The 20,016-nt window shown below is 59.0% G+C and carries 17 protein-coding genes; 11 read left to right on the top strand and 6 right to left on the bottom strand.

From position 1 onward, the window contains the following. Positions 1-7: 7 nt before the first annotated feature. From ABJH13_RS16875 to ABJH13_RS16865, 3 genes are all read left to right on the top strand, one after another. Positions 8-583, top strand: a complete 576-nt coding sequence (locus ABJH13_RS16875; RefSeq protein WP_348407379.1) for a DUF1285 domain-containing protein — start codon at positions 8-10, stop codon at positions 581-583. Between the two features lie 69 nt (positions 584-652). After that, entirely contained in the window at positions 653-1,405 is a 753-nt protein-coding gene (locus ABJH13_RS16870) for a TIM barrel protein (protein ID WP_348407378.1), read from the top strand. 73 nt (positions 1,406-1,478) lie between these two features. Further along, positions 1,479-1,712: a DUF2798 domain-containing protein gene (locus tag ABJH13_RS16865; protein ID WP_348407377.1), complete on the top strand. Its 234-nt coding sequence runs from the start codon at positions 1,479-1,481 to the stop codon at positions 1,710-1,712. Here the strand turns inward: ABJH13_RS16865 and polA are convergent. Further along, a complete protein-coding gene (gene polA / locus ABJH13_RS16860) occupies positions 1,709-4,507 on the bottom strand; it encodes a DNA polymerase I (RefSeq protein ID WP_348407376.1) in 2,799 nt (932 codons plus the stop codon). The two genes, ABJH13_RS16865 and polA, sit on opposite strands and share 4 nt — an antisense overlap. A 37-nt stretch (positions 4,508-4,544) precedes the next feature. Here polA and ABJH13_RS16855 point away from each other — a divergent pair, with 37 nt between their 5' ends. Further along, a complete protein-coding gene (locus ABJH13_RS16855; RefSeq protein ID WP_348407375.1) occupies positions 4,545-5,033 on the top strand; it encodes a hypothetical protein in 489 nt (162 codons plus the stop codon). Here ABJH13_RS16855 and ABJH13_RS16850 read toward each other — a convergent pair whose 3' ends face one another. Further along, positions 5,034-5,210, bottom strand: a complete 177-nt coding sequence (locus tag ABJH13_RS16850) for a zinc-finger domain-containing protein (protein WP_348407374.1) — start codon at positions 5,208-5,210, stop codon at positions 5,034-5,036. A gap of 139 nt (positions 5,211-5,349) precedes the next feature. Between ABJH13_RS16850 and gpmI the strand changes: the two genes are divergently transcribed. The 3 genes from gpmI to ABJH13_RS16835 are packed head-to-tail and all read left to right on the top strand — an operon-like array spanning position 5,350 to position 9,336. Beyond that, positions 5,350-6,867 carry a 2,3-bisphosphoglycerate-independent phosphoglycerate mutase gene (gene gpmI, locus ABJH13_RS16845; protein ID WP_348407373.1) on the top strand — a complete coding sequence of 506 codons (1,518 nt, stop codon included), beginning with the start codon at positions 5,350-5,352 and terminating at the stop codon, positions 6,865-6,867. After that, entirely contained in the window at positions 6,852-7,994 is a 1,143-nt protein-coding gene (locus tag ABJH13_RS16840; RefSeq protein WP_348407372.1) for a peptidase M23, read from the top strand. The genes gpmI and ABJH13_RS16840 overlap by 16 nt, the downstream gene beginning before the upstream one ends. Before the next feature lie 4 nt (positions 7,995-7,998). Next, positions 7,999-9,336: a S41 family peptidase gene (locus tag ABJH13_RS16835; RefSeq protein WP_348407371.1), complete on the top strand. Its 1,338-nt coding sequence runs from the start codon at positions 7,999-8,001 to the stop codon at positions 9,334-9,336. 57 nt (positions 9,337-9,393) lie between these two features. Here ABJH13_RS16835 and ABJH13_RS16830 read toward each other — a convergent pair whose 3' ends face one another. From ABJH13_RS16830 to ilvD, 3 genes are all read right to left on the bottom strand, one after another. Continuing rightward, complete coding sequence (locus ABJH13_RS16830) at positions 9,394-9,765, bottom strand: hypothetical protein (protein WP_348407370.1); 372 nt, start codon at positions 9,763-9,765, stop codon at positions 9,394-9,396. A 12-nt stretch (positions 9,766-9,777) separates the two neighbouring features. Further along, complete coding sequence (locus ABJH13_RS16825; protein ID WP_348407369.1) at positions 9,778-10,551, bottom strand: DUF6478 family protein; 774 nt, start codon at positions 10,549-10,551, stop codon at positions 9,778-9,780. A 152-nt stretch (positions 10,552-10,703) separates the two neighbouring features. Then, the gene (ilvD, locus tag ABJH13_RS16820; RefSeq protein ID WP_348407368.1) at positions 10,704-12,437 is read right to left on the bottom strand and encodes a dihydroxy-acid dehydratase; all 1,734 of its coding nucleotides are present in this window, start codon (positions 12,435-12,437) and stop codon (positions 10,704-10,706) included. Between the two features lie 209 nt (positions 12,438-12,646). Between ilvD and ABJH13_RS16815 the strand changes: the two genes are divergently transcribed. Genes ABJH13_RS16815 through ABJH13_RS16800 form a run of 4 tightly spaced genes read left to right on the top strand, consistent with a single transcriptional unit; the run spans position 12,647 to position 18,923 of the window. Further along, the gene (locus tag ABJH13_RS16815; RefSeq protein ID WP_348407367.1) at positions 12,647-15,733 is read left to right on the top strand and encodes an ABC transporter transmembrane domain-containing protein; all 3,087 of its coding nucleotides are present in this window, start codon (positions 12,647-12,649) and stop codon (positions 15,731-15,733) included. Positions 15,734-15,745: 12 nt separating this feature from the next. Next, positions 15,746-16,645 (top strand): CPBP family intramembrane glutamic endopeptidase, encoded by a 900-nt coding sequence (locus tag ABJH13_RS16810; RefSeq protein WP_348407366.1) that lies wholly within the window; start codon positions 15,746-15,748, stop codon positions 16,643-16,645. Positions 16,646-16,701: 56 nt separating this feature from the next. Further along, the gene (gene accD, locus ABJH13_RS16805) at positions 16,702-17,652 is read left to right on the top strand and encodes an acetyl-CoA carboxylase, carboxyltransferase subunit beta (RefSeq protein ID WP_348407365.1); all 951 of its coding nucleotides are present in this window, start codon (positions 16,702-16,704) and stop codon (positions 17,650-17,652) included. Continuing rightward, positions 17,649-18,923 carry a folylpolyglutamate synthase/dihydrofolate synthase family protein gene (locus ABJH13_RS16800; RefSeq protein ID WP_348407364.1) on the top strand — a complete coding sequence of 425 codons (1,275 nt, stop codon included), beginning with the start codon at positions 17,649-17,651 and terminating at the stop codon, positions 18,921-18,923. The genes accD and ABJH13_RS16800 overlap by 4 nt, the downstream gene beginning before the upstream one ends. On the opposite strand, the gene zapE is transcribed toward ABJH13_RS16800, so the two are convergent. After that, positions 18,920-19,978: a cell division protein ZapE gene (zapE, locus tag ABJH13_RS16795; protein ID WP_348407363.1), complete on the bottom strand. Its 1,059-nt coding sequence runs from the start codon at positions 19,976-19,978 to the stop codon at positions 18,920-18,922. The two genes, ABJH13_RS16800 and zapE, sit on opposite strands and share 4 nt — an antisense overlap. Positions 19,979-20,016 lie beyond the last annotated feature (38 nt).

The raw sequence follows: 20,016 nt of genomic DNA, 5'->3' as shown, positions 1-20,016 counted from the left end.
AAAAACAATGAGTAGACAAAAAACCGTGACACCATCGGCATCTGGGCTCGCGGCGTCGATCACCGCCACGAAAACACGCGGTTTGCCGCCCGTTCACCTGTGGAATCCGCCGTTTTGCGGTGATCTGGACATGCGGATCGCGCGGGACGGCACGTGGTTTTATGAAGGCACCCCAATTGGCAGGCCCGGTTTGGTCAAATTGTTTTCATCGGTTCTCAAGAAAGAGGGGGACGCCTACTTTTTGGTCACCCCGGTCGAAAAGGTGGGAATCACCGTGGATGACGCCCCGTTTGTGGCTGTGGATTTCGACGTGCAGGGCGCGGGGGCCGACCAAACCCTGACGTTTCAGACCCAAGTCGAAGACCGCGCAACCGCCAGTGCCGACCTGCCGATCACCGTTTTGCGTGATCCGGGCACAGGCGAACCATCGCCCTATGTGCGGGTGCGGGCGAACCTGGATGCCTTGATTGACCGCAAGAGCTTTTACCGGTTGGTCGATCTGGGCGCGCATCATGACGGTTGGTTTGGGGTGTGGTCAAAAGGCACCTTTTTTCCGATCATTCCAAGCGCCGAGCTGCTCTGACGGAAAACCGCTTGGCGGCGTGCGCGGTCCCGTTTTACGGTAACCCCTGAGTGGGACGGGACGATCTGAATGAAAACTGCCGCAAATCTAAGCGTGCTTTGGCCTGACTTGCCGTATCTCGACCGTTTCGAGGCGGCGGCGCAGGCGGGGTTTGACGGGGTCGAAGTGCTGTTTCCCTACGACATGCCTGCCAAGGAAACCCAGCGGGCATTGTTGCGCATGGGGTTGTCGATGGTGCTGCTGGCGGCGCCGCCCCCCAATTATACCGGCGGTGCGCGGGGGTTCGCGGCGGTGCCCGAGGCCGCGGACCGGTTCAAATATGACCTGCGGCGGGCGATACGGTATTGTCAGGCGCTGCGTGTGCCGGTGCTACAGATCCTTGTTGGCGCCGCCCAAGGCGATGCGGCGCATGACACGCTGGTGCAAAACCTCAAAGCCGCAGCAGAGGTCGCGCCCAAGGGCCTTTTGATCACGATCAGCCCGTCAAACCCGATAGATCTGCCGGGGTCTTTCTTGGATAGCTATGATTTAGCCGCAGAGGTTTTGCATGCGGTTGATGCCCCCAATGTGGCGTTGCAGTTTAACACCTACGAGGCGGCGGTCCTGCATGGCGACCCGATCGCGGTTTTGGAACAACACGCCAAGCTGATCCGACACGTGCATGTGGCTGACCCCCCGGAGGGCGAGGCCGATATCCAAGCGCTGTATGTGGGGTTGTATGACATTGCATATGACGGCTGGGTTGGCGTCGCCTGTGACGCGAATGCCGCCCCTGAACAGCACCTTGAACGGATGCGCCCATTGCGCGGACAAACAGCATAGCCTGTGCATGGCTGCGTCTGGTATCGCGCGGCGTTTTGGGTATGATCCGCGCGTTCAGCACGGGGGGAGCGGGATGATACCTGCACGTTATCAACACATATTGTTCGGTTTGATATTGTCGGGCCTTATGTCCTTTTTGGTGTCGGGCATTGCAACCCTGCGCACGCTGGGCCCGATTGATGGGTTTTTCCCGGTCTGGATCATGACCTGGCTGCCAAGCTGGTCAGTTGCCTTTCCGACTGTCTTGGTTGTGGCGCCTCTTGCGCGTCGCCTTGTGGCCAAGATGGTGCGCCCCGAAGAACGTTAATGCGCGACGGCCCAATTGGGGCCTTGCCCGGCATCGACGCTTAGCTTTACGTCCAGACGTACAACAGGATCGCAGGCGTTTTCCATGATGTCCCGCGCGGCGGCGATCAGCGCGTCTTCGGCGCCTTGTTCCACCTCAAACAACAGTTCATCGTGCACCTGTAGCAGCATCTTGGCAGGCAAATCCGCGATGGCCGCAGGCATGCGCACCATCGCACGCCGGATCACATCGGCGGCGGTGCCCTGAATGGGCGCGTTGATCGCGGCGCGCGATGCAAACCCGGCTTGCGGCCCTTTGGCCCCGATATTGGGCGTATGGATGCGGCGGCCAAACAACGTTTGGACGTAGCCGTGTTCTTTGGCAAAGGCCTTGGTGTCGTCCATATAGGTGCGAATACCGGGGAATCGTTCGAAATAGCGGTTGATGAAATCCTGCGCCTCGCCGCGTGGGATGCGCAGATTGCGCGCCAACCCAAAACCAGAAATGCCGTAGATCACACCAAAGTTGATCGCCTTGGCACGGCGACGAATATCGGGGGTCATCTCATCCATCGGCACGTCAAACATTTCTGACGCGGTCATGGCGTGGATGTCATCGCCGCGTTCAAAGGCCTCTTTCAGGGCGGGAATGTCGGCGATATGGGCTAGAATGCGTAGTTCAATCTGGCTGTAATCCAGCGCCACCAACGTCTTGCCCTCTTCGGCCACAAAGGCCTCGCGGATGCGGCGGCCTTCCTCGGACCGGATCGGGATGTTTTGCAGGTTTGGGTCGGTTGAGGCCAGCCGTCCGGTGGATGCCCCTGCGATCGAATACGACGTATGCACGCGGCCCGTGTCGGCGTTGATGTGGTCCTGCAAGGCGTCGGTGTAGGTGGATTTCAGCTTGGACAGTTGCCGCCAGTCTAGCACGCGGGCGGGCAGATCGTGTTCTGTCGCCAGATCTTCGAGCACATCCGCACCGGTCGCATAGGCGCCGGTTTTGCCCTTTTTCCCGCCTGGCAGTGACATTTCGTCAAATAAAATCTCGCCCAGCTGTTTGGGGGATCCGACGTTAAAGCTCCGCCCGGCCAAGGTGTGTATTTCGTCCTCTAGCCCGGCCATGCTTTGGCTGAACGCGTTCGACATGCGGCTGAGCGTATCGCGGTCAACCTTGATGCCATTGCGTTCCATTTGCGCCAGCACGGGCACCAACGGACGTTCGAGCGTTTCGTACACGCGGGTCACTTGGGTGCGATGCAAACCGGGTTTGAACAGCTGCCACAACCGCAAGGTAATATCGGCGTCTTCGGCGGCATAAGGCACCGCGTCTTCCAGCGGCACCTTGTCAAAGGTGATCGCGGATTTGCCGGACCCCAACAGCGGTTTGATCGGAATAGGCGTGTGGTTCAAATACCGGTCCGACAGGGTATCCATGCCGTGATTGTGCAGCCCGCCGTGCATGGCGTACGACATCAGCATCGTGTCATCGATGGGGGCGACAGCCACATCATAGCGGGCGAAAATCTTGAGGTCATATTTCATGTTCTGCCCGATTTTCAGGATCGATGGATCCTCTAGCATCGGTTTCAACATCGCCAAGGCCGTATCCAACGGCATTTGTCCTTCGGCCAGGTCATCCGACCCAAATAAATCATCGCCGCGGTGGGCCTTGTGGATCAGCGGTATGTAGCACGCCTGCCCCGCCTCGACACAAAGCGACACACCCACCAGATCAACGACCATGTCATTCAGGCCGGTGGTTTCGGTGTCTACGGCGACATAGCCACGCTCATAAATCTGATCGATCCACGTTTGCAGCGCGTCGGCGGTGCTGACCATGGAATACCCCGCGCGGTCAAACGGCACGGCTTCGACTTGCGGGGCATCGGGGGTGGCGGGAGTGTCGTCGATGGTGGGCGCTGCGACGTCCAGCTGATCCGCGACACGTTTGGTCAGCGTGCGGAATTCCATTTCGGCCAAGAATTGCAGCAACCGTTCGGGGTCGGGCGTGCGAACCTCAAGATCGTCCAGCGTGAAATCAAGGGGGGTGGCTTCGTCCAGCAGGACCAGCCGGCGCGACAGGCGGATCTGGTCTGCGTTGTCGATCAACGTCTGCCGGCGCTTGGGTTGCTTGATCTCGCTCGCACGCTCCAGCAACGCTTCGAGATCGCCGTATTCGTTGATGAGCAGCGCGGCGGTTTTGATCCCGATACCGGGGGCGCCGGGCACGTTGTCAACGCTGTCACCGGCCAAGGCCTGCACATCGACCACCCGGTCAGGATAAACCCCGAATTTCTCAAACACGCCGTCGCGATCAATGCGTTTGTTTTTCATGGCGTCGAACATTTCGACCCCGTCCCCGACCAACTGCATCAGGTCTTTGTCTGAACTGATGATGGTACAGCGCCCACCGGCGGCACGCGCCTGAACGGCCAGCGTGGCAATGATATCGTCGGCCTCAAAGCCCTCTTTTTCCTCGCAGGCGATGTTAAAGGCCATGGTGGCCTGTCGGGTTAGCGGCATCTGCGGGCGCAGGTCTTCGGGCATCGCGTCGCGGTTGGCTTTGTATTGGTCGTACATATCGTTGCGAAACGTATGGCTGCCTTTGTCGAAAATCACGGCGACATGGGTCGGGGCGTCATCGCCGGTGTTGGTTTCCACATAGCGTTGCAGCATGTTGCAAAACCCCGCCACCGCGCCAATGGGCAGCCCGTCGGATTTCCGCGTAAGCGGCGGCAGCGCGTGATATGCGCGGAAAATAAAGGCCGACCCGTCGATCAGATGAAGGTGGTGGCCTTTGCCGAATGCGGTGTTCATTGTAGGGTGCCCTCAGCTGACCAATTTTGGAAACTCGATGACGTTATCCCGTATCATAGCCACCGCTGCAATGACCCTTCTTGCCTCAACCGTCACGGCGGAGTGGGCCCTAAACACGGTCTGCGATGACCCGCCGAATGGAACGCAGTATTGTGTCCCGGTGGTCGGCTGCTTTGATGACAGCAACAATGTCACGTTCATTGGTCGCGCGACCGGGGCCGGGGCGCCGAATGGCCTTATTTATGGTCGTACAAATCAAGGGATCGTCTGCGAGGGCAATTGGGTGTCGAATACAGACCTTGGTTTTGGCCGTGCCAGTTTTGCATGCGAAGACGGGCGTCAGGGACATCTGACCTACACCTCTGTTGATCCCTCGACAGGCACGACGTTTGGATCAGGGGTGACTGAGGACGGCGTTCAGATCCGGGTATGGTCAGGCCGTGCCATTGACCAGTTTGTCATGACCGATAACGGCGATTTGGATACGCGCCTGATGTGCAACGGTATCCCCATTCCCCTCAGCTGATCAGTCTTTGGGCGCGTAATCCTTGTGGATGTATTTGCAGTCGCAATAGCCGCATTCCACCCAACCGGTGTCTTTGGGGATCTGCAACCAGACGCGCGGATGGCCTAACGCCCCTTCGCCGCCATCACAGGCGATCCGGTAGGTGTCGACGATTTTGGTCTCGGGGGGCTGTTGCATGGCGAACGTCCTCTGGCTTGCCATGCTGTTATGACCAATGCGTTGGCGGGTCGCAAGTCTCTGTCTGGTGCGTGTGGGGTTCACGGCGGGGCGCACAATCGCTAGAAGGTGACCAATCACCCAAACCGGAGCCCCGCCCATGACCCCTAAGACCCCCGTTGTGTTGTGTATTCTTGATGGATGGGGGTTGAGCGACCAGCGCGATGGCAACGCGCCGCTGTTGGCAAAAACGCCAACCATGGACGCGATCATGGCTGATTGTCCCCATGCCACGCTGACAACCTTTGGCCCCGATGTTGGGTTGCCCAAAGGCCAGATGGGCAATTCTGAGGTGGGTCATACCAACATTGGCGCGGGGCGCGTGGTGGCGATGGATCTGGGTCAGATTGATCTGGCCATCGAAGAAGGCACATTCGCGCAAAATGCCCGCCTGCAAGCGTTCATTGCTCAGCTCAAAACCACAGGCGGGACGGCGCATTTGTTGGGCGTTGTGTCCGATGGCGGGGTGCACGGACATTTGAGCCACATGATCGCCGCCGTTCGCGCATTGGATGACGCCGACGTACCGGTGGTGATCCATGCACTGACGGATGGGCGCGATGTGGCGCCTAAATCGGCGCTGGGGTATTTCGAAACATTGACTGCCGCGTTGCCAGATCGGGTGCAGATTGCCACCGTGACGGGGCGCTATTACGCCATGGACCGCGATAACCGGTGGGACCGCGTGTCCAAAGCCTATGGCGCGATTGTCACGGCCCAAGGGGCCACAGCGCCCGATGCAGCATCGGCGGTGGCAGCGGCCTATGATCGGGATGAAACCGACGAATTTATCGTACCAACGGCGCTGGGTGGCTACACTGGCGCGAAAACGGGCGATGCGATGTTTTGCCTGAACTTCCGTGCCGATCGTGCCCGCGAGATTATGGCCGCGGTTGGTGATCCGGGGTTTGAGGCCTTTGAAACGGGCGCGCGCCCTGAATGGGCGGCCTTGATGGGCATGGCGCAATATTCGGAGGCCCATTCCAAATATATGTCGGTGGTGTATCCGAAACCCGAAATCGTGAACACGTTGGGCGATTGGGTGGCGCAAAAAGGGCTGCGGCAATTCCGTTTGGCCGAAACCGAAAAATACCCCCATGTGACGTTTTTCCTGAACGGTGGCGAAGAGGTGTCCTTTGCGGGCGAAGACCGCAAGATGCCGAAATCACCCGATGTGGCCACCTATGATTTGCAGCCCGAAATGTCGGCTGATGAGGTCACGCAGACCCTCGTTGAGGCGATCAATGCGCGGTATGATCTGATCGTTGTGAACTACGCCAACCCGGACATGGTCGGCCACACCGGCGATGTGCAGGCGGCGATCCGTGCGTGCGAAGCGGTTGATCATGGGTTGGGCCAAGCGCTTGATGCGTTGAACGCTGTGGGCGGGGCCATGGTGGTCACGGCGGATCACGGCAATTGCGATGTGATGATCGACCCCGAAACAGGGGGGGCGCATACCGCGCATACGCTGAACCCGGTGCCGGTGGTGTTGGTCGGCGGCCCGGATGGCGCGCAGATGACAGATGGGCGTTTGGCCGATCTGGCGCCCACCGTCCTGCGGTTGATGGGGATCGACCCGCCTGCCGAGATGACGGGGCGGTGCCTGTTTACATGAAATGGCTGGCGCTGAGTGTCGCGTTATTGGCGCCTGTCAGTGCCGCCGCCCAGCAAGATGCGGTAGATCGTGCGCGCGCCGCCATGCAGATGTTGCAGGCCGCCGCACAGCAATTGAACACCGCCGACACCGCACGAGACAGGGTGCGCGCGCTGACAGAGACCATTCAGGCCTTTGAAGACGGGTTGGCAGCCTTGCGCAGCGGCTTGCGACAAGCCGCCGTACGCGAGACCCGTCTGGCCGCACAGTTGCAGGCCCGCGACGCGGAAATTGCGACGTTGTTGGCGGTGCTTCAGCGCATCGGGTCGCAGGAAACGCCGGTGGCTTTGTTGCACCCCGGCGGGCCGATAGGGACGGTCCGGTCGGGTATGTTGTTGGCCGAAATGACCCCCGCGTTGAACACCAGCGCGCGCGCTTTGCGTCGTGATCTGGATGACCTGACAGCCCTGCGCCAGATGCAAACGGACGCCGCAGAACAGCTGACCGGCGGGCTGACAGAATTGCAGGCCGCCCGCACCGCGTTAAATCAGGCCATTGCCGAACGTACCGCGCTGCCCCAACGGTTCACCCAAGACCCGGTCCGCGAGGCGATCTTGCTGGCATCGACCGACACGTTGGATAGTTTTGCGCGTGGTTTGTCGCAGGTCATTGCCGACGAGACCCGCCCCGCGCCTGTTGATCTAGGTGGCGAAAAGGGTGATCTGCCGTTGCCGGTTCAGGGGGTCATTTTGCACCGCGCCGGAGCAACAGATGCGGCCGGCATTGCGCGACCGGGCATCATTATGGCCACCCGCCCCGATGCCATCGTTACCAGCCCGGTGGCCGCGACAATCCGCTATACGGGGCCGTTGCTTGACCTGGGGCAGGTGGTGATTCTCGAACCACAGGCGGACGTGCTGTTTGTTTTGGCAGGTTTAGGTGTTGTTTACGGAACTGCGGGAGATGTCATTGACGCGCGTGCGCCACTGGGTCTTATGGGTGACGCTGGCGCACAAAGCAGGCGAGAATTGTCAATTGATGGTGATGACACTGGCACAGGCCGGTCAGAAACGCTCTATATAGAAGTAAGAGACAAGAATGCGCCCGAGGACCCGAGCCTCTGGTTCCGAACCGATAAGGATGGATAGAGACATGAAAAAGTTTGCCATGGCAGCTGTGGGCGGCACCCTTGCTGGCATCATCGCTACGACGCAGGTTGTTGGCCCCTTGCTGGCGCAGGAGACCGCGAAATCCAGCAACGTCTATGAACAGCTGGATCTGTTTGGTGATATCTTTGAGCGTATTCGCGCCCAATACGTCGAAGACGTCGACAGCAAAGAGCTGATCGAGGCGGCGATTGATGGCATGCTGACATCGCTTGACCCACATTCCAGCTATCTGTCGCCCGATGATGCGGCGGCGATGCGGGTGCAAACCCGTGGCGAATTTGGCGGGCTGGGTATCGAGGTCACGCAAGAAGAGGGCTTTGTCAAAGTTGTGTCGCCGATTGATGGCACCCCGGCTGATGATGCCGGTGTCGAATCGGGCGATTTTATCACCCACGTTGATGGCGATTCTGTTCTGGGACTGACGCTCGACGAAGCGGTGGAAATGATGCGCGGCCCGGTCGGGTCCGAGATCTTGATCACCATCGTGCGTGAAGGCGAAACCGAACCGTTCGACGTGTCGATTATCCGCGACACCATCAAGCTGACAGCTGTACGCACCCGTACGGAAGGCGACACCGTGGTGTTGCGCGTCACGACGTTTAACGACCAAACCTACGCCAACCTTGCCTCTGGTTTGGAAAAGCAGATCGAAGACGCTGGTGGCATCGACAACATCAACGGTATCGTCGTTGATCTGCGCAACAACCCGGGCGGTTTGCTGAACCAAGCGATCCGGGTATCGGATGCGTTCTTAGATGAGGGCGAAATCGTCAGCACGCGGGGCCGCGAAATTCAGGACGGCGAGCGGTTTAACGCAACCGATGGCGATCTGGCGCAGGGCAAACCGATTGTTGTTTTGATCAACGGCGGGTCTGCGTCGGCATCTGAAATCGTCGCGGGGGCCTTGCAGGACCACCGGCGCGCGATTGTTGTGGGCACCAAAAGCTTTGGCAAAGGATCTGTGCAGACGGTCATGCCTTTGCGCGGCGACGGCGCGATGCGGTTGACGACGGCGCGGTATTACACACCGTCGGGTCGGTCTATTCAGGCGCTGGGCGTGTCTCCGGACATCATTGTGCAACAGCCGCGTACCCGGCCCAACGCGGATGAAGCCGAAGATGAAAGCCCACGGGCATTGCGGTCCGAGGCCGATTTGCGCGGTAGCCTGAACAACGACAGCTTGTCAGAAGATGAGATCAAGCAGATCGAAGCAGACCGCGACAAGGCAGAAGCCGCAGCCGCCCTGCGTGAAGAGGATTACCAACTGGCCTATGCCATTGATATCCTGAAAGGTCTCAGCGCGCTGGTGCCGGTTGAATAACCCGCGCCTACGCCTGTGATGATACAAGCCCTGCCACCCGGTGGCGGGGCTTTTTGTTTAGGTGGTGTCGGCGCAATGCTGCCGAAACGCGCGTTTCAACGTTTCTAGTTCTGACCGCAATAAATCGACCTGAGCACGCAGGTCATCGCCCGTGATTTCACCCGCGATTAAGGTGATGCTTTCAAGGCAAATCCCGGTCCGGGTATCGGTGATCAGGATCGTCTGCACTCCGTCGGCAATCGCGGTGGCGGGGATCGGAATATCTAGCGACCACCCAGTGCCATCAGGCACCGCGGCCACCGCAACATCGGGCACTGGCACCCCAAGATGCGTGACGCTGATCGCCGGTTCGGCGCCATGCGGCCCAGATATCAGCCCATGCCAATGCCCGTTTTCCAATGTAGTTTTTATAACGCTCAGCTGGTGCATCAGTCGCCCCGGTTAGAGTTGCGCACGTGGGTGGCGAAATAGGACCATATCCCGCAGGATCAATTGATTCATTTGCGGATGTTCGAAAATCAGATCAATCCAGGCTTTTTCGAGCCGCGCTTCATGGAGCTTGGCAAAGGCCAGATCAAAGGCAACCTCGGCCTCGGGGCCGCTTTGGTCGACCTCGCGGGTGATCTGTTCTGCGTTGGGACCGTGGCGCAGGTTGAGCCGGGCAAAAATCCGCAAAGGGCGTTCGGCGTTGATCTGGCACTGCAAACCCACGACTTGGGTGCGCTTCAGGTCTGATCCGATGGGGTTGGGGATATCGATGGCCATGGAAAAGAACGACCCATGGAAATGACAGATATCGATCTGCAACCCGTAGGGCGCCTGATCGCTGGGCAATGCGTTGCGCAGTTGCCGGACAGTGATTTCCGAGCGGGTGCAGTCATGATGAAAGGACAGGTCATCCCCCAGCGGCGCTTTTTGGGCCAGCGCCGACAGCCCCGGTACGGCAAGCCGCGCGCGCCATAGGCTTGGCCGCCACGTCCAGTCCGAATTGTAAACAGAAGGCGTGGTGTTGAGTTGCCCCGTTGGGTTGCTGAGCCGTTCATCGGCGGCATGAATGAAACGGTCAAGATGCGTGCGCAACTGTCTGGCGCGGGTCCGTTGGGCACGCAACGCCCCGATCCGCATGGTGCCCGCATCACGGACGGACTTGGCCCAACGGCTCAGCGCCTGATGGTATATCGCGGCGCCCCAGAAGCTGTCTGTGCCTTTGCGCATGGGTGGCTGTCTCGCTGTTGCTGGCCTTGGTCCATGTAACGATGTGCGTGCGCAGGGATAAACCGGAAATAACAGCGGGTCGTGTGTTTTTTCAGACCTGTTGCAGGCCCGAACGAAAAAGGCCCCCGCGGATGCAGGGGCCTGATGCCAGATTACAGAGCCATGTATTCATGGCCTTCTTCTTTGGCGCCGGGGTGGGTCACCGCGCCCAGATAGGTTGGTCCGACCAGTTTGGCGTATTTCCACAACGCGCCTGCGCCATAGATCGTGGGGCGCGGGCCGGTCCAGGCTGCTTTGCGGTCTGCCATATCATCGTCAGATATGTTTACAGATATCGTACCTTCGACGGCGTTCAGGGTGATCACGTCACCATTTTTCAGCAGGGCAATCGGCCCGCCGTGTGCTGCCTCTGGCCCCACGTGGCCCACGCAGAACCCCCGCGTCGCGCCCGAAAACCGGCCATCGGTGATCAATGCGACCTTTTTGCCCATCCCCTGACCAGACAGCGCCGCCGTCGTGGCCAACATTTCGCGCATGCCGGGGCCGCCCGATGGGCCCTCGTTGCGGATCACAAAGACGTCGCCTTCCTCGTAGGCGCGGTTTTGCACCGCATCAAAGGCGTCTTGTTCGCATTCGAACACTCGTGCGGGGCCGGTGAACAACAAATGCTGCGGCTCCATGCCTGCGATCTTCACGATCGCGCCTTCGGGGGCAAGGTTGCCCTTTAGGCCCACAACGCCGCCGGTTTTCGACAGCGGTGTTTCGACCGGGTAAATCACACGGCCGTCGGCCTCTAGGCTGACCTTGTCGAGCTCTTCGCCCATGGAATAGCCCGTGACGGTCATGCAATCTTCGTGGATCAGACCGGCCTTGCGCAGCTCTTTCATCACGACAGGCACGCCGCCCGCCTCGTAGAGATCTTTGGCGACATAGGCGCCACCCGGTTTCATATCGACGAAATATGGCGTGTCGCGGAAGATTTCGCAGACGTCTTCGAGGAAGAAATCAATGCCCGCCTCATGTGCCATCGCCGGTAGGTGCAGGCCCGCGTTGGTGGATCCGCCCGTGCAGGCCACGATGCGTGCGGCGTTTTCCAACGATTGGCGTGTGACAATGTCGCGCGCACGGATGTTTTTCTCGATCAGGTGCATCACTGCGGCACCCGATGCTTCGGCATAGGCGTCGCGAGATTCGTAGGGTGCGGGTGCGCCTGCGGAATTGGGCAGCGCCAGGCCGATTGCTTCGGACACGCAGGCCATGGTGTTGGCGGTAAACTGCCCACCACAGGCCCCCGCCGACGGGCATGCTACTGCTTCAAGCTTTTCGAGCTCGCAGGTGGTCATGTTGCCCGCTTGGTGCTGGCCGACGGCCTCGAACACGTCTTGTACGGTCACGTCATTGCCGTTCAACCGCCCCGGCAGGATCGACCCGCCGTAAAGGAAAACAGACGGCACGTTCAAACGGATCATCGCCATCATCATGCCGGGCAGGGATTTGTCACAGCCCGCCAGACCCACAATCGCGTCATAGCAATGCCCGCGCATGGTCAATTCAACCGTATCGGCAATCGCCTCGCGCGATGCCAGCGACGACCGCATGCCTTCGTGGCCCATGGCGATCCCGTCGGTGACGGTGATTGTAGTGAATTCGCGCGGGGTGCCGTCTTCGCGTTTGACGCCCATCTTAACGGCCTGCGCCTGACGGTTCAGCGCGATGTTGCAAGGGGCTGCTTCGTTCCAGCAGGTGGCGACACCCACCAACGGCTGGTGAATTTCTTCGTCGGTCATGCCCATGGCATAGTAATACGACCGGTGCGGCGCGCGCGCGGGCCCTTCGGTCACATGGCGGCTGGGCAATCTGGATTTGTCAAAGCGCTGGCTAGTCATGGGCTGGTTCCCCCCTTCAAATACGTATCCTTCGAATAGCCAACCGTCGGCGGCCCCGCAAGGCACAAGCGTTCGGATACGCACAACCCGTTAACCATATGTGTGCTTGTATTGGCGTAACTGCGACCCTAAGTTTGTAAAATGCCTATCTGTGCACGCCTGACGCGCTGCACGAGGTGTGACGCCAAGCTGAAATCGAAAGCACTTGCATGGAATATTCTCTGTTTGCGTTCATCTGGAAATATTCCAAACGCGAACAGCTGTTTTTGCTGTTCTTTACGCTGTTCACTTTCCCGTTTTTGTACGCCACGTTGGAATTGCCCAAGCGTATCATCAATGATGCCATCGGCGCGTCCAGCGATCAGATCAAGGTGTTTAGCCTGACCCTAAGTCAGACGGAATTCCTGATGGCGCTGTGTTTGGTCTATTTGGCCGCAGTGCTGGTGCATGGGTTGCTGAAAATGCGGCTGAACACCATGAAAGGTGTGCTGGCCGAACGTATGCTGCGCCGGTTTCGGTACACATTGATCAACCGTATGATGCGGTTTCCGCGCACGTATTTCCGCAAAACCAGCCAGGGGGAATTGGTCTCCATGGTGACGTCCGAGGCCGAGCCTATGGGCGGCCTGATGGGGGATGCGGTGGCCCAACCGGTGTTTCAGGCCGGTCAGATGGTGATTATCGTCGCGTTCTTATTCGCGCAAAGCATTTGGTTCGGGCTGGCGAGTGTGGCGCTTATACCGGTGCAGGCGTGGTTGATCCCGATGTTGCAGCGGCAGATCAACCTGCTGAACAAGAAACGCATCGTCGAGGTGCGCAGTTTTTCGTCTGAAATCGGCGAAACGGCGGCAGGCATTGCGGATTTGCGCACAAATGGCGGGCTGCGGTACCGGTTGGCGGGGTTCACAGACCGGCTGGGGCGGTTGTTCGAAATTCGGTTCCAGATCTACCAGAAGAAATTCTTTATGAAGTTCCTCAACAACTTCATCACCCAGCTTACACCGTTCTTTTTCTATTCGGCGGGGGGGTATCTGGCGATTCGCGGCGATATCACGGTGGGCGCGTTGGTGGCGGCGTTGGCGGCTTACAAAGACCTGTCGAGCCCGTGGAAAGAGTTGCTGACCTACTACAATCAGGTGCAGGATATGTCGCTGCGCTGGGAAATCGTGACGGAGCGGTTCGCGCCCAAAGGCATGATCGACGAAGCCCTGTTTGAAGGCGAGCCCACCGAGGTGCCGCATCTGAATGGTGTCATTTCCATGCAAAATGTGACGGTCCGAAATTCTGACGGCAATGCGGTGCTGGAGAACCTATCGCTCGAAATCCCCGCCGGGGCGCGGGTGGCCATTCAAGCAAACAGCCAGGTGGAACGGACCGCGCTGGCGGAACTGCTGACCCGCGAAATTTTACCCGTACGTGGCAGTGTGACGATCGCCGGGCATGACCTGTCGAAACTGCACCAAGCGGTGATCGCGGCGCGCGTCGGGTACGCCCATTCACGGCCCTACCTGTTTGACGGCACCCTGGGGGACAACCTGCTGATGCCGCTCAAATCCAGCCCCAAGACGGTGTTGTGGGACCCCAACAGCAAGGACCGCAAGGGCATTGAGGCGCGCCGTTCCGGCAACAGTTTGGACAGTATCAAGGCCGATTGGGTCGACCCCGGTCTTGCCGGGCTGAACACAAACGAAGAAATCCGGGGGTGGTGGTTCCAGCTGGTGGAAGCGATGGGCGTGGACGAGCTGATGTTCCGCAAAACGCTGACGTCGCAGATGGATGTCGAGCTGCACCCAGAGCTGGCCGCCGCAATTGTTGACCTGCGCGATAGCGTTCACCAGCGGCTGATCGAAAGCGGGCTGGACCGGTTTGTGAACAGGTTCCACCCGGATGAATTTAACCCGTCCATTCCGCTGGGGGGCAATCTGTTGTTTGCCGCGCCCAAACGGGAAATTTCGCAACAGCGGTTGGTGAGCGAGAGCGGATTGGTGGGGCTGTTGTCCGAAATCGGCGCGGCCGAACAAGGCATCGCGATTTCGCAGACATTGATCGAGACATTGCACCAGACCTTCGGCATGGACGGCACCAAACATCCGCTTTTCACGGCGTTGGGGATCGAAGAGGACCTGTACGAACAGTTGGTGGATATTGCGTTGCGGCGTCGGGATAAGGGCGACGTTGCATTGAGCGAAGAAGAATTTGCGCTGTTGTTGACGGTGCCTTTTGCTTTCACCGCCGAACAAATCGGGCCGGGTTTTCCCGAAAGTTTCAAGCAAGAGATCGTCGAGATCCGCAAAGCCAAAGGCGAAGAAATGCGCACGCGGATGCGCGAGTTGTTTATCCCCGTTCAGCCGGAAAACTACCTGCCCCGCCTGACGTTGCTGGAAAATGCGTTGTATGGGCGCATTTCGGCCATTGCGGGGGTCCGGGGCAAACTGGTCGAAGATCTCGTCGCCGAGGTGCTGACGGAATCCGGTCTTAAGCGGCAGGTTGCGGAAACGATATTGGATATCAAAACCGGCCTTGGCGGCGCAAATTTGCCCGGCGTGTTTCTGGAACGTGCGGCCTTTAGTCGTGCGGGCATCAAACGGCCTGATGTCTTGATTCTCGACACGGTTTTGGCAAGCCATGACGGGGCGAACCGCAAACGCACACGGGCCAAACTGCGGGATCTGTTGCCCGATGCGACGATGATCTTTTTGGAAAATAAATTCGAAAACCCAACGGCCTATGACATGTTTATCGAAATCAATAATGGCCGGATTGATGGGGTCGAACAACGAGAGGCAAGTTACGAAGACAGCGGATCGGATGATTTGCGCCGCAAAATTCAGGTGATCTCGCGGACAGATCTTTTTGGGCGGCTTGATTCGCAATCCCAACGGTTGCTGGCCTTTTCGGCGCAGTGGTACACGGCCAAATCGGGCACCAGTATCTTTAGTCAGGGCGAACAACCGGACGCGGCCTATCTGTGTTTGTCGGGCTCTGCGATGATGGGGTATCACGACGACGACGGCGTTTGGCGGGATGTGTCTGCGGTGGGTCCGGGCCGGTTGATTGGCGATCTGGCGATTATTTTGAATGAGCCCCGGCAGTTGGATCTGGTGGCGCAAGACACGACCAAATTTCTGCGCATTGGCGCCGATGAATTCCGGTCGGTGATCGAAACGGACACCAATGTGTTGATGATCTTGCTACGCACGGTTGCGGGCCACTTGACCGGTGCGGCGGAAATGTTGCGCGAGGCCAAGGTGCGCATGCCGCAAAGCACTGATACCTCAGCGCAAGATGATAGCTAAGGTGGGCGGTTGATGTTCTGGCGCAGTGCGTATCGGGCCCACGAAACGCTGATCACTCCGGTTCGGGAGACCGCGCAAATTTGGCGGTTGGTGCTGGGGATGAGCATCGCCGCAGGGGTATATCTGCTGTGCAATCAAACGTTTTTCCAAACGTTATACGGCTGGCAGGGCCAGAACGCGCAACGCTTTGCGCAAAATCTGGTGCGGGGCGATACACCGTTTGCTATGTATCTGTTGTTGTTCAGTTTTGGGTTTATGGTGTTGGGCATCGCGATTGCCCTCAAGGTGGCGCATAAACGCGAATTCACCACTCTGACGGGCAACCTGCGCCAGTGTTGTGCACAGTTTGGTGCGGTGTTTACGGTCTTGATTGTGATCAACGCCGCGATCTGGATTTTACCGCCTTGGGGGATGGGTGCGCCGCTGGTGCCCAACGTGAACCCAGGCCTTTGGGTGGTTATCTTGCCGGTGTCGTTGATGTCGGTGTTGGTGCAAGTCAGCGCCGAAGAAGTGTTGTTTCGCGGCTATCTGCAACAACAATTGGCGGCGCGGTTCCGGTCTCCGGCCGTCTGGATATTGCTGCCTTCGGTGTTGTTTGGGCTTGGCCACTACATCCCGGACGACGCGGGCACCAACGCCCAGGCCATCGCCGTATGGGCCACGGTTTTTGGCGTGCTCATGGCGGACCTGACGGCGCGGGCTGGTACGTTGGGTCCTGCGATTGCTGTGCATTTCGTCAACAACGTCACGGCTATTTTGATCGTCTCGCTGCCCGACGACATGTCTGGCCTTGCGCTGTATCTCACGCCATTTTCGTTGGCAGATGCGGAAATCGTTCAGTCGTGGATGCCGGTTGATTTCGCATTTATCGTTGTCAGTTGGCTGGCCGCCCGTTTGGCCCTGCGCCGTTGATTGCACTTTCTTTACGACGGCATTAACTAGGGGGACGGCAGCCCAAAGGAACCACCATGAACTGGATCACGAACTACGTCCGGCCTCGGATCAATTCGATCTTTTCGCGTCGCGAAACCCCGGATAACCTTTGGACGAAATGCCCCGAATGCGGGACCATGCTGTTCCATCGTGAGATTTCCGACAATCTGAATGTTTGCACCAACTGCAACCATCACATGCACATAACGCCGCGCGACCGGTTCACTGCGCTGTTTGATGGCGGGGTGTTTTCTGAGGTTGGGGTGGACGTCCCCAAGGCCGACCCGCTGAATTTCCGCGACCAAAAACGGTACCCGGATCGGCTGAAGGCAGCGCAAAAGAAAACCACCGAGACCGAAGCCATGCTTGTCGCTTGTGGCGAAATTGGCCGCACCCCAATCGTGGCCGCCGCGCAAGATTTTTCGTTCATGGGTGGGTCCATGGGGATGTATGTGGGCAATGCGATCATTGCCGCCGCGCAAGAAGCGGTAAAACTGAACCGCCCGCTGATCCTGTTTTCCGCCGCGGGTGGCGCACGCATGCAAGAAGGCATCCTAAGCTTGATGCAAATGCCGCGCACGACGGTCGCCGTGCAGATGCTAAAAGAAGCAGGCCTGCCTTATATCGTAGTGCTGACGCACCCAACGACGGGTGGGGTCACCGCCAGCTATGCTATGTTGGGCGATGTACATATCGCGGAACCCAATGCGTTGATCTGTTTTGCGGGGCCACGGGTGATCGAACAAACGATCCGCGAAAAGCTGCCCGAAGGGTTCCAACGCGCCGAATATCTGTTGGATCACGGTATGTTAGACCGCGTGACATCCCGTGGGCAGATGCGGGATGAACTTATCATCATAACTCGGATGTTGTTGGGATTGCCGCCCGCGGTACGGGGCGATTTACCGCCGCCAGAACCGGGTGCAGAGCTGCCGCATGCGCTGTCTGATACCGCAGAGCCCCCCGCCAAGACCGACAAAAAATGAACGCGGCCACGTCCGACGTTATCCTAGACCGGATGATGGCGTTGCACCCCAAGATCATCGATCTGACGTTGGATCGGATGTGGCGCCTGCTGGACGCCTTGGGCAATCCGCAAACCGATTTGCCGCCCGTGATCCATATCGCGGGCACCAATGGCAAAGGGTCGACGCAGGCGATGATCCGCGCGGGGCTCGAGGCTGCGGGCAAGACCGTGCATGCCTACACCAGCCCGCATTTGACCCGCTTTCACGAACGGATCCGGGTCGCTGGTACGTTGATTACCGAAGCAGATCTGACGGCCGTCCTGGACGAATGTTACGCCGCCAATGCTGGCGAAAACATCACCTATTTCGAAATTACCACCTGCGCGGCCTTGCTGGCGTTTGCGCGTACTCCGGCGGATTATACGTTGCTTGAGGTGGGCTTGGGCGGGCGGCTGGACGCGACCAACGTGATCGCGCAGCCCGCGATGACAGTGATCACGCCGGTGTCGATCGACCACCAGCAGTTTCTGGGCGATACGATCACCAAGATCGCATTTGAAAAGGCGGGTATCATCAAACGCGGTGTGCCGTGCGTCGTGGCCCGGCAACAAGACGCGGGTCTTGATGTCATCGAAGACGTGGTCGCGCGGGTGGGCGCGCCGCTGTTGGCCTACGGTCAGCACTGGCATGCGACCCCCGAACGGGACGGCATGGTGTATCAGGACGATCATGGGTTGTTGGATCTGCCGCGGCCCATTTTGCCCGGTGCACACCAGATCATGAACGCAGGGGCTGCGTTGGCCGTATTGCGCGGTTTGGGGGTTGGACCGACCGGCTGCGAGGCCGCAGTAACGGGCGCGCACTGGCCTGCGCGGATGCAACGGTTGAAAACCGGGCCGCTGTGTGATGCCGCGCCAGGCGCCGAAATTTGGCTGGACGGTGGCCACAACCCCGCAGCAGGGGCGGCCTTGGCGGACCATCTGTCTCGCTTGCCGCGTCGGCCAACGTATATGATTTGCGGGATGCTCAATACCAAAGATATCGGCGGCTATTTGCGACCCATGGCCAAGGGCACCGAAGGGTTGATCGCTGTGTCTATTCCCGGTGAGGCCAATACTTTGCCCGCGGCGGATACGGCGCAGGCTGCGCGTGATGCGGGGTTTGATGCGCAAACGGCAGACACAGTCGATGCCGCATTGGCCGCTATCACTGCGCGTGCCGCAAATGCCCGCGTGCTCATTTGCGGGTCGCTGTATCTGGCCGGTGCGGTCTTGCGCGAAAACGGCTAGGCGCCCCACCCGTCTGATTGCATTTCGCGCAACCGCGACGCGGTGCGCTCAAATTCAAACGTGCCTTCGCCTTCGAGGTATAGCATTTCGGGCGTTGCGGCGGCAGAACAGATCAACCGCACGCGCGCCTCGTATAATGCGTCAATCAAGGTGACGAACCGTTTGGCTTGGTTGAAATTATCCCGCGATAGGCTAGGCACGCCGTCTACCAACAAGACCTTCACCGCCTCTGCCAGCGCCAGATAATCTGCGGGGCCCAAGGGCTTACCACATAAATCGTGGAACGTGGTGCGTGCGACGCCATTGCGAAACGCGGACAATTCAACCGCGCGCCCCTTTACCTTCAGGACCAGCGGCGTGCCCGTGCCACCGGCCAAATCATCCCAAACCGCATCCATGCTTTGGCGTGCGGCTGCGTTGATGGGCGTGAAATAAACCTGCTGGCCGCCCAACCTATCTTGGCGATAGTCGGTTGGGCTGGCCAATTCGACCACGTTCATTTTGTCCTTGATCAGCCCGATGAACGGCAAAAACAAATCGCGGTTCAACCCGTTTAAATACAGATCATCCGGCAATCTGTTGGACGTGGTCACCACCACCACACCATCCGCAAAAAGCGCCTCGAACAGCCGCCCAACGATCATGGCATCGGTGATGTCGGTGATCTGCATTTCGTCGAACGCCAACAGCCGCACCGATGCGGCGACATCAGCGGCCACGGGGGCAATCGCATCTTCGACCCCGGTTTTGCGGACCTCGTGCATCGCGGCGTGGATCTCTTGCATGAACGCATGAAAATGCACGCGCCGGGCGGGTACATCGCCCATATGTTCGACGAACAGATCCATCAACATGGATTTGCCGCGCCCAACACCACCCCAAAGATATAGCCCATTGGGCGGCGGCGGCGCCTTGCGGAACAGCCCCTTTTTCACTGGGGTATGAAGCGCACTGCGAATGCGGTCGAATTCTGGCAAGACCGTCAGTTGCGCGCCATCTGGTTGCAGCGAGCCCGCGTCGATCAGGCCCTGGTAAATGTCATCAAGCGTTTGCATTTATCCGCAATAGCGCGGCGATGTGGCATAGAAAAGGC

This window comes from Roseobacter sp. (genome assembly GCF_039970775.1).
Taxonomy (GTDB): domain Bacteria; phylum Pseudomonadota; class Alphaproteobacteria; order Rhodobacterales; family Rhodobacteraceae; genus Roseobacter.
The sequence above is the reverse complement of the archived record's forward strand: the minus strand, read 5'-3'. Positions and strand labels throughout refer to the sequence as shown.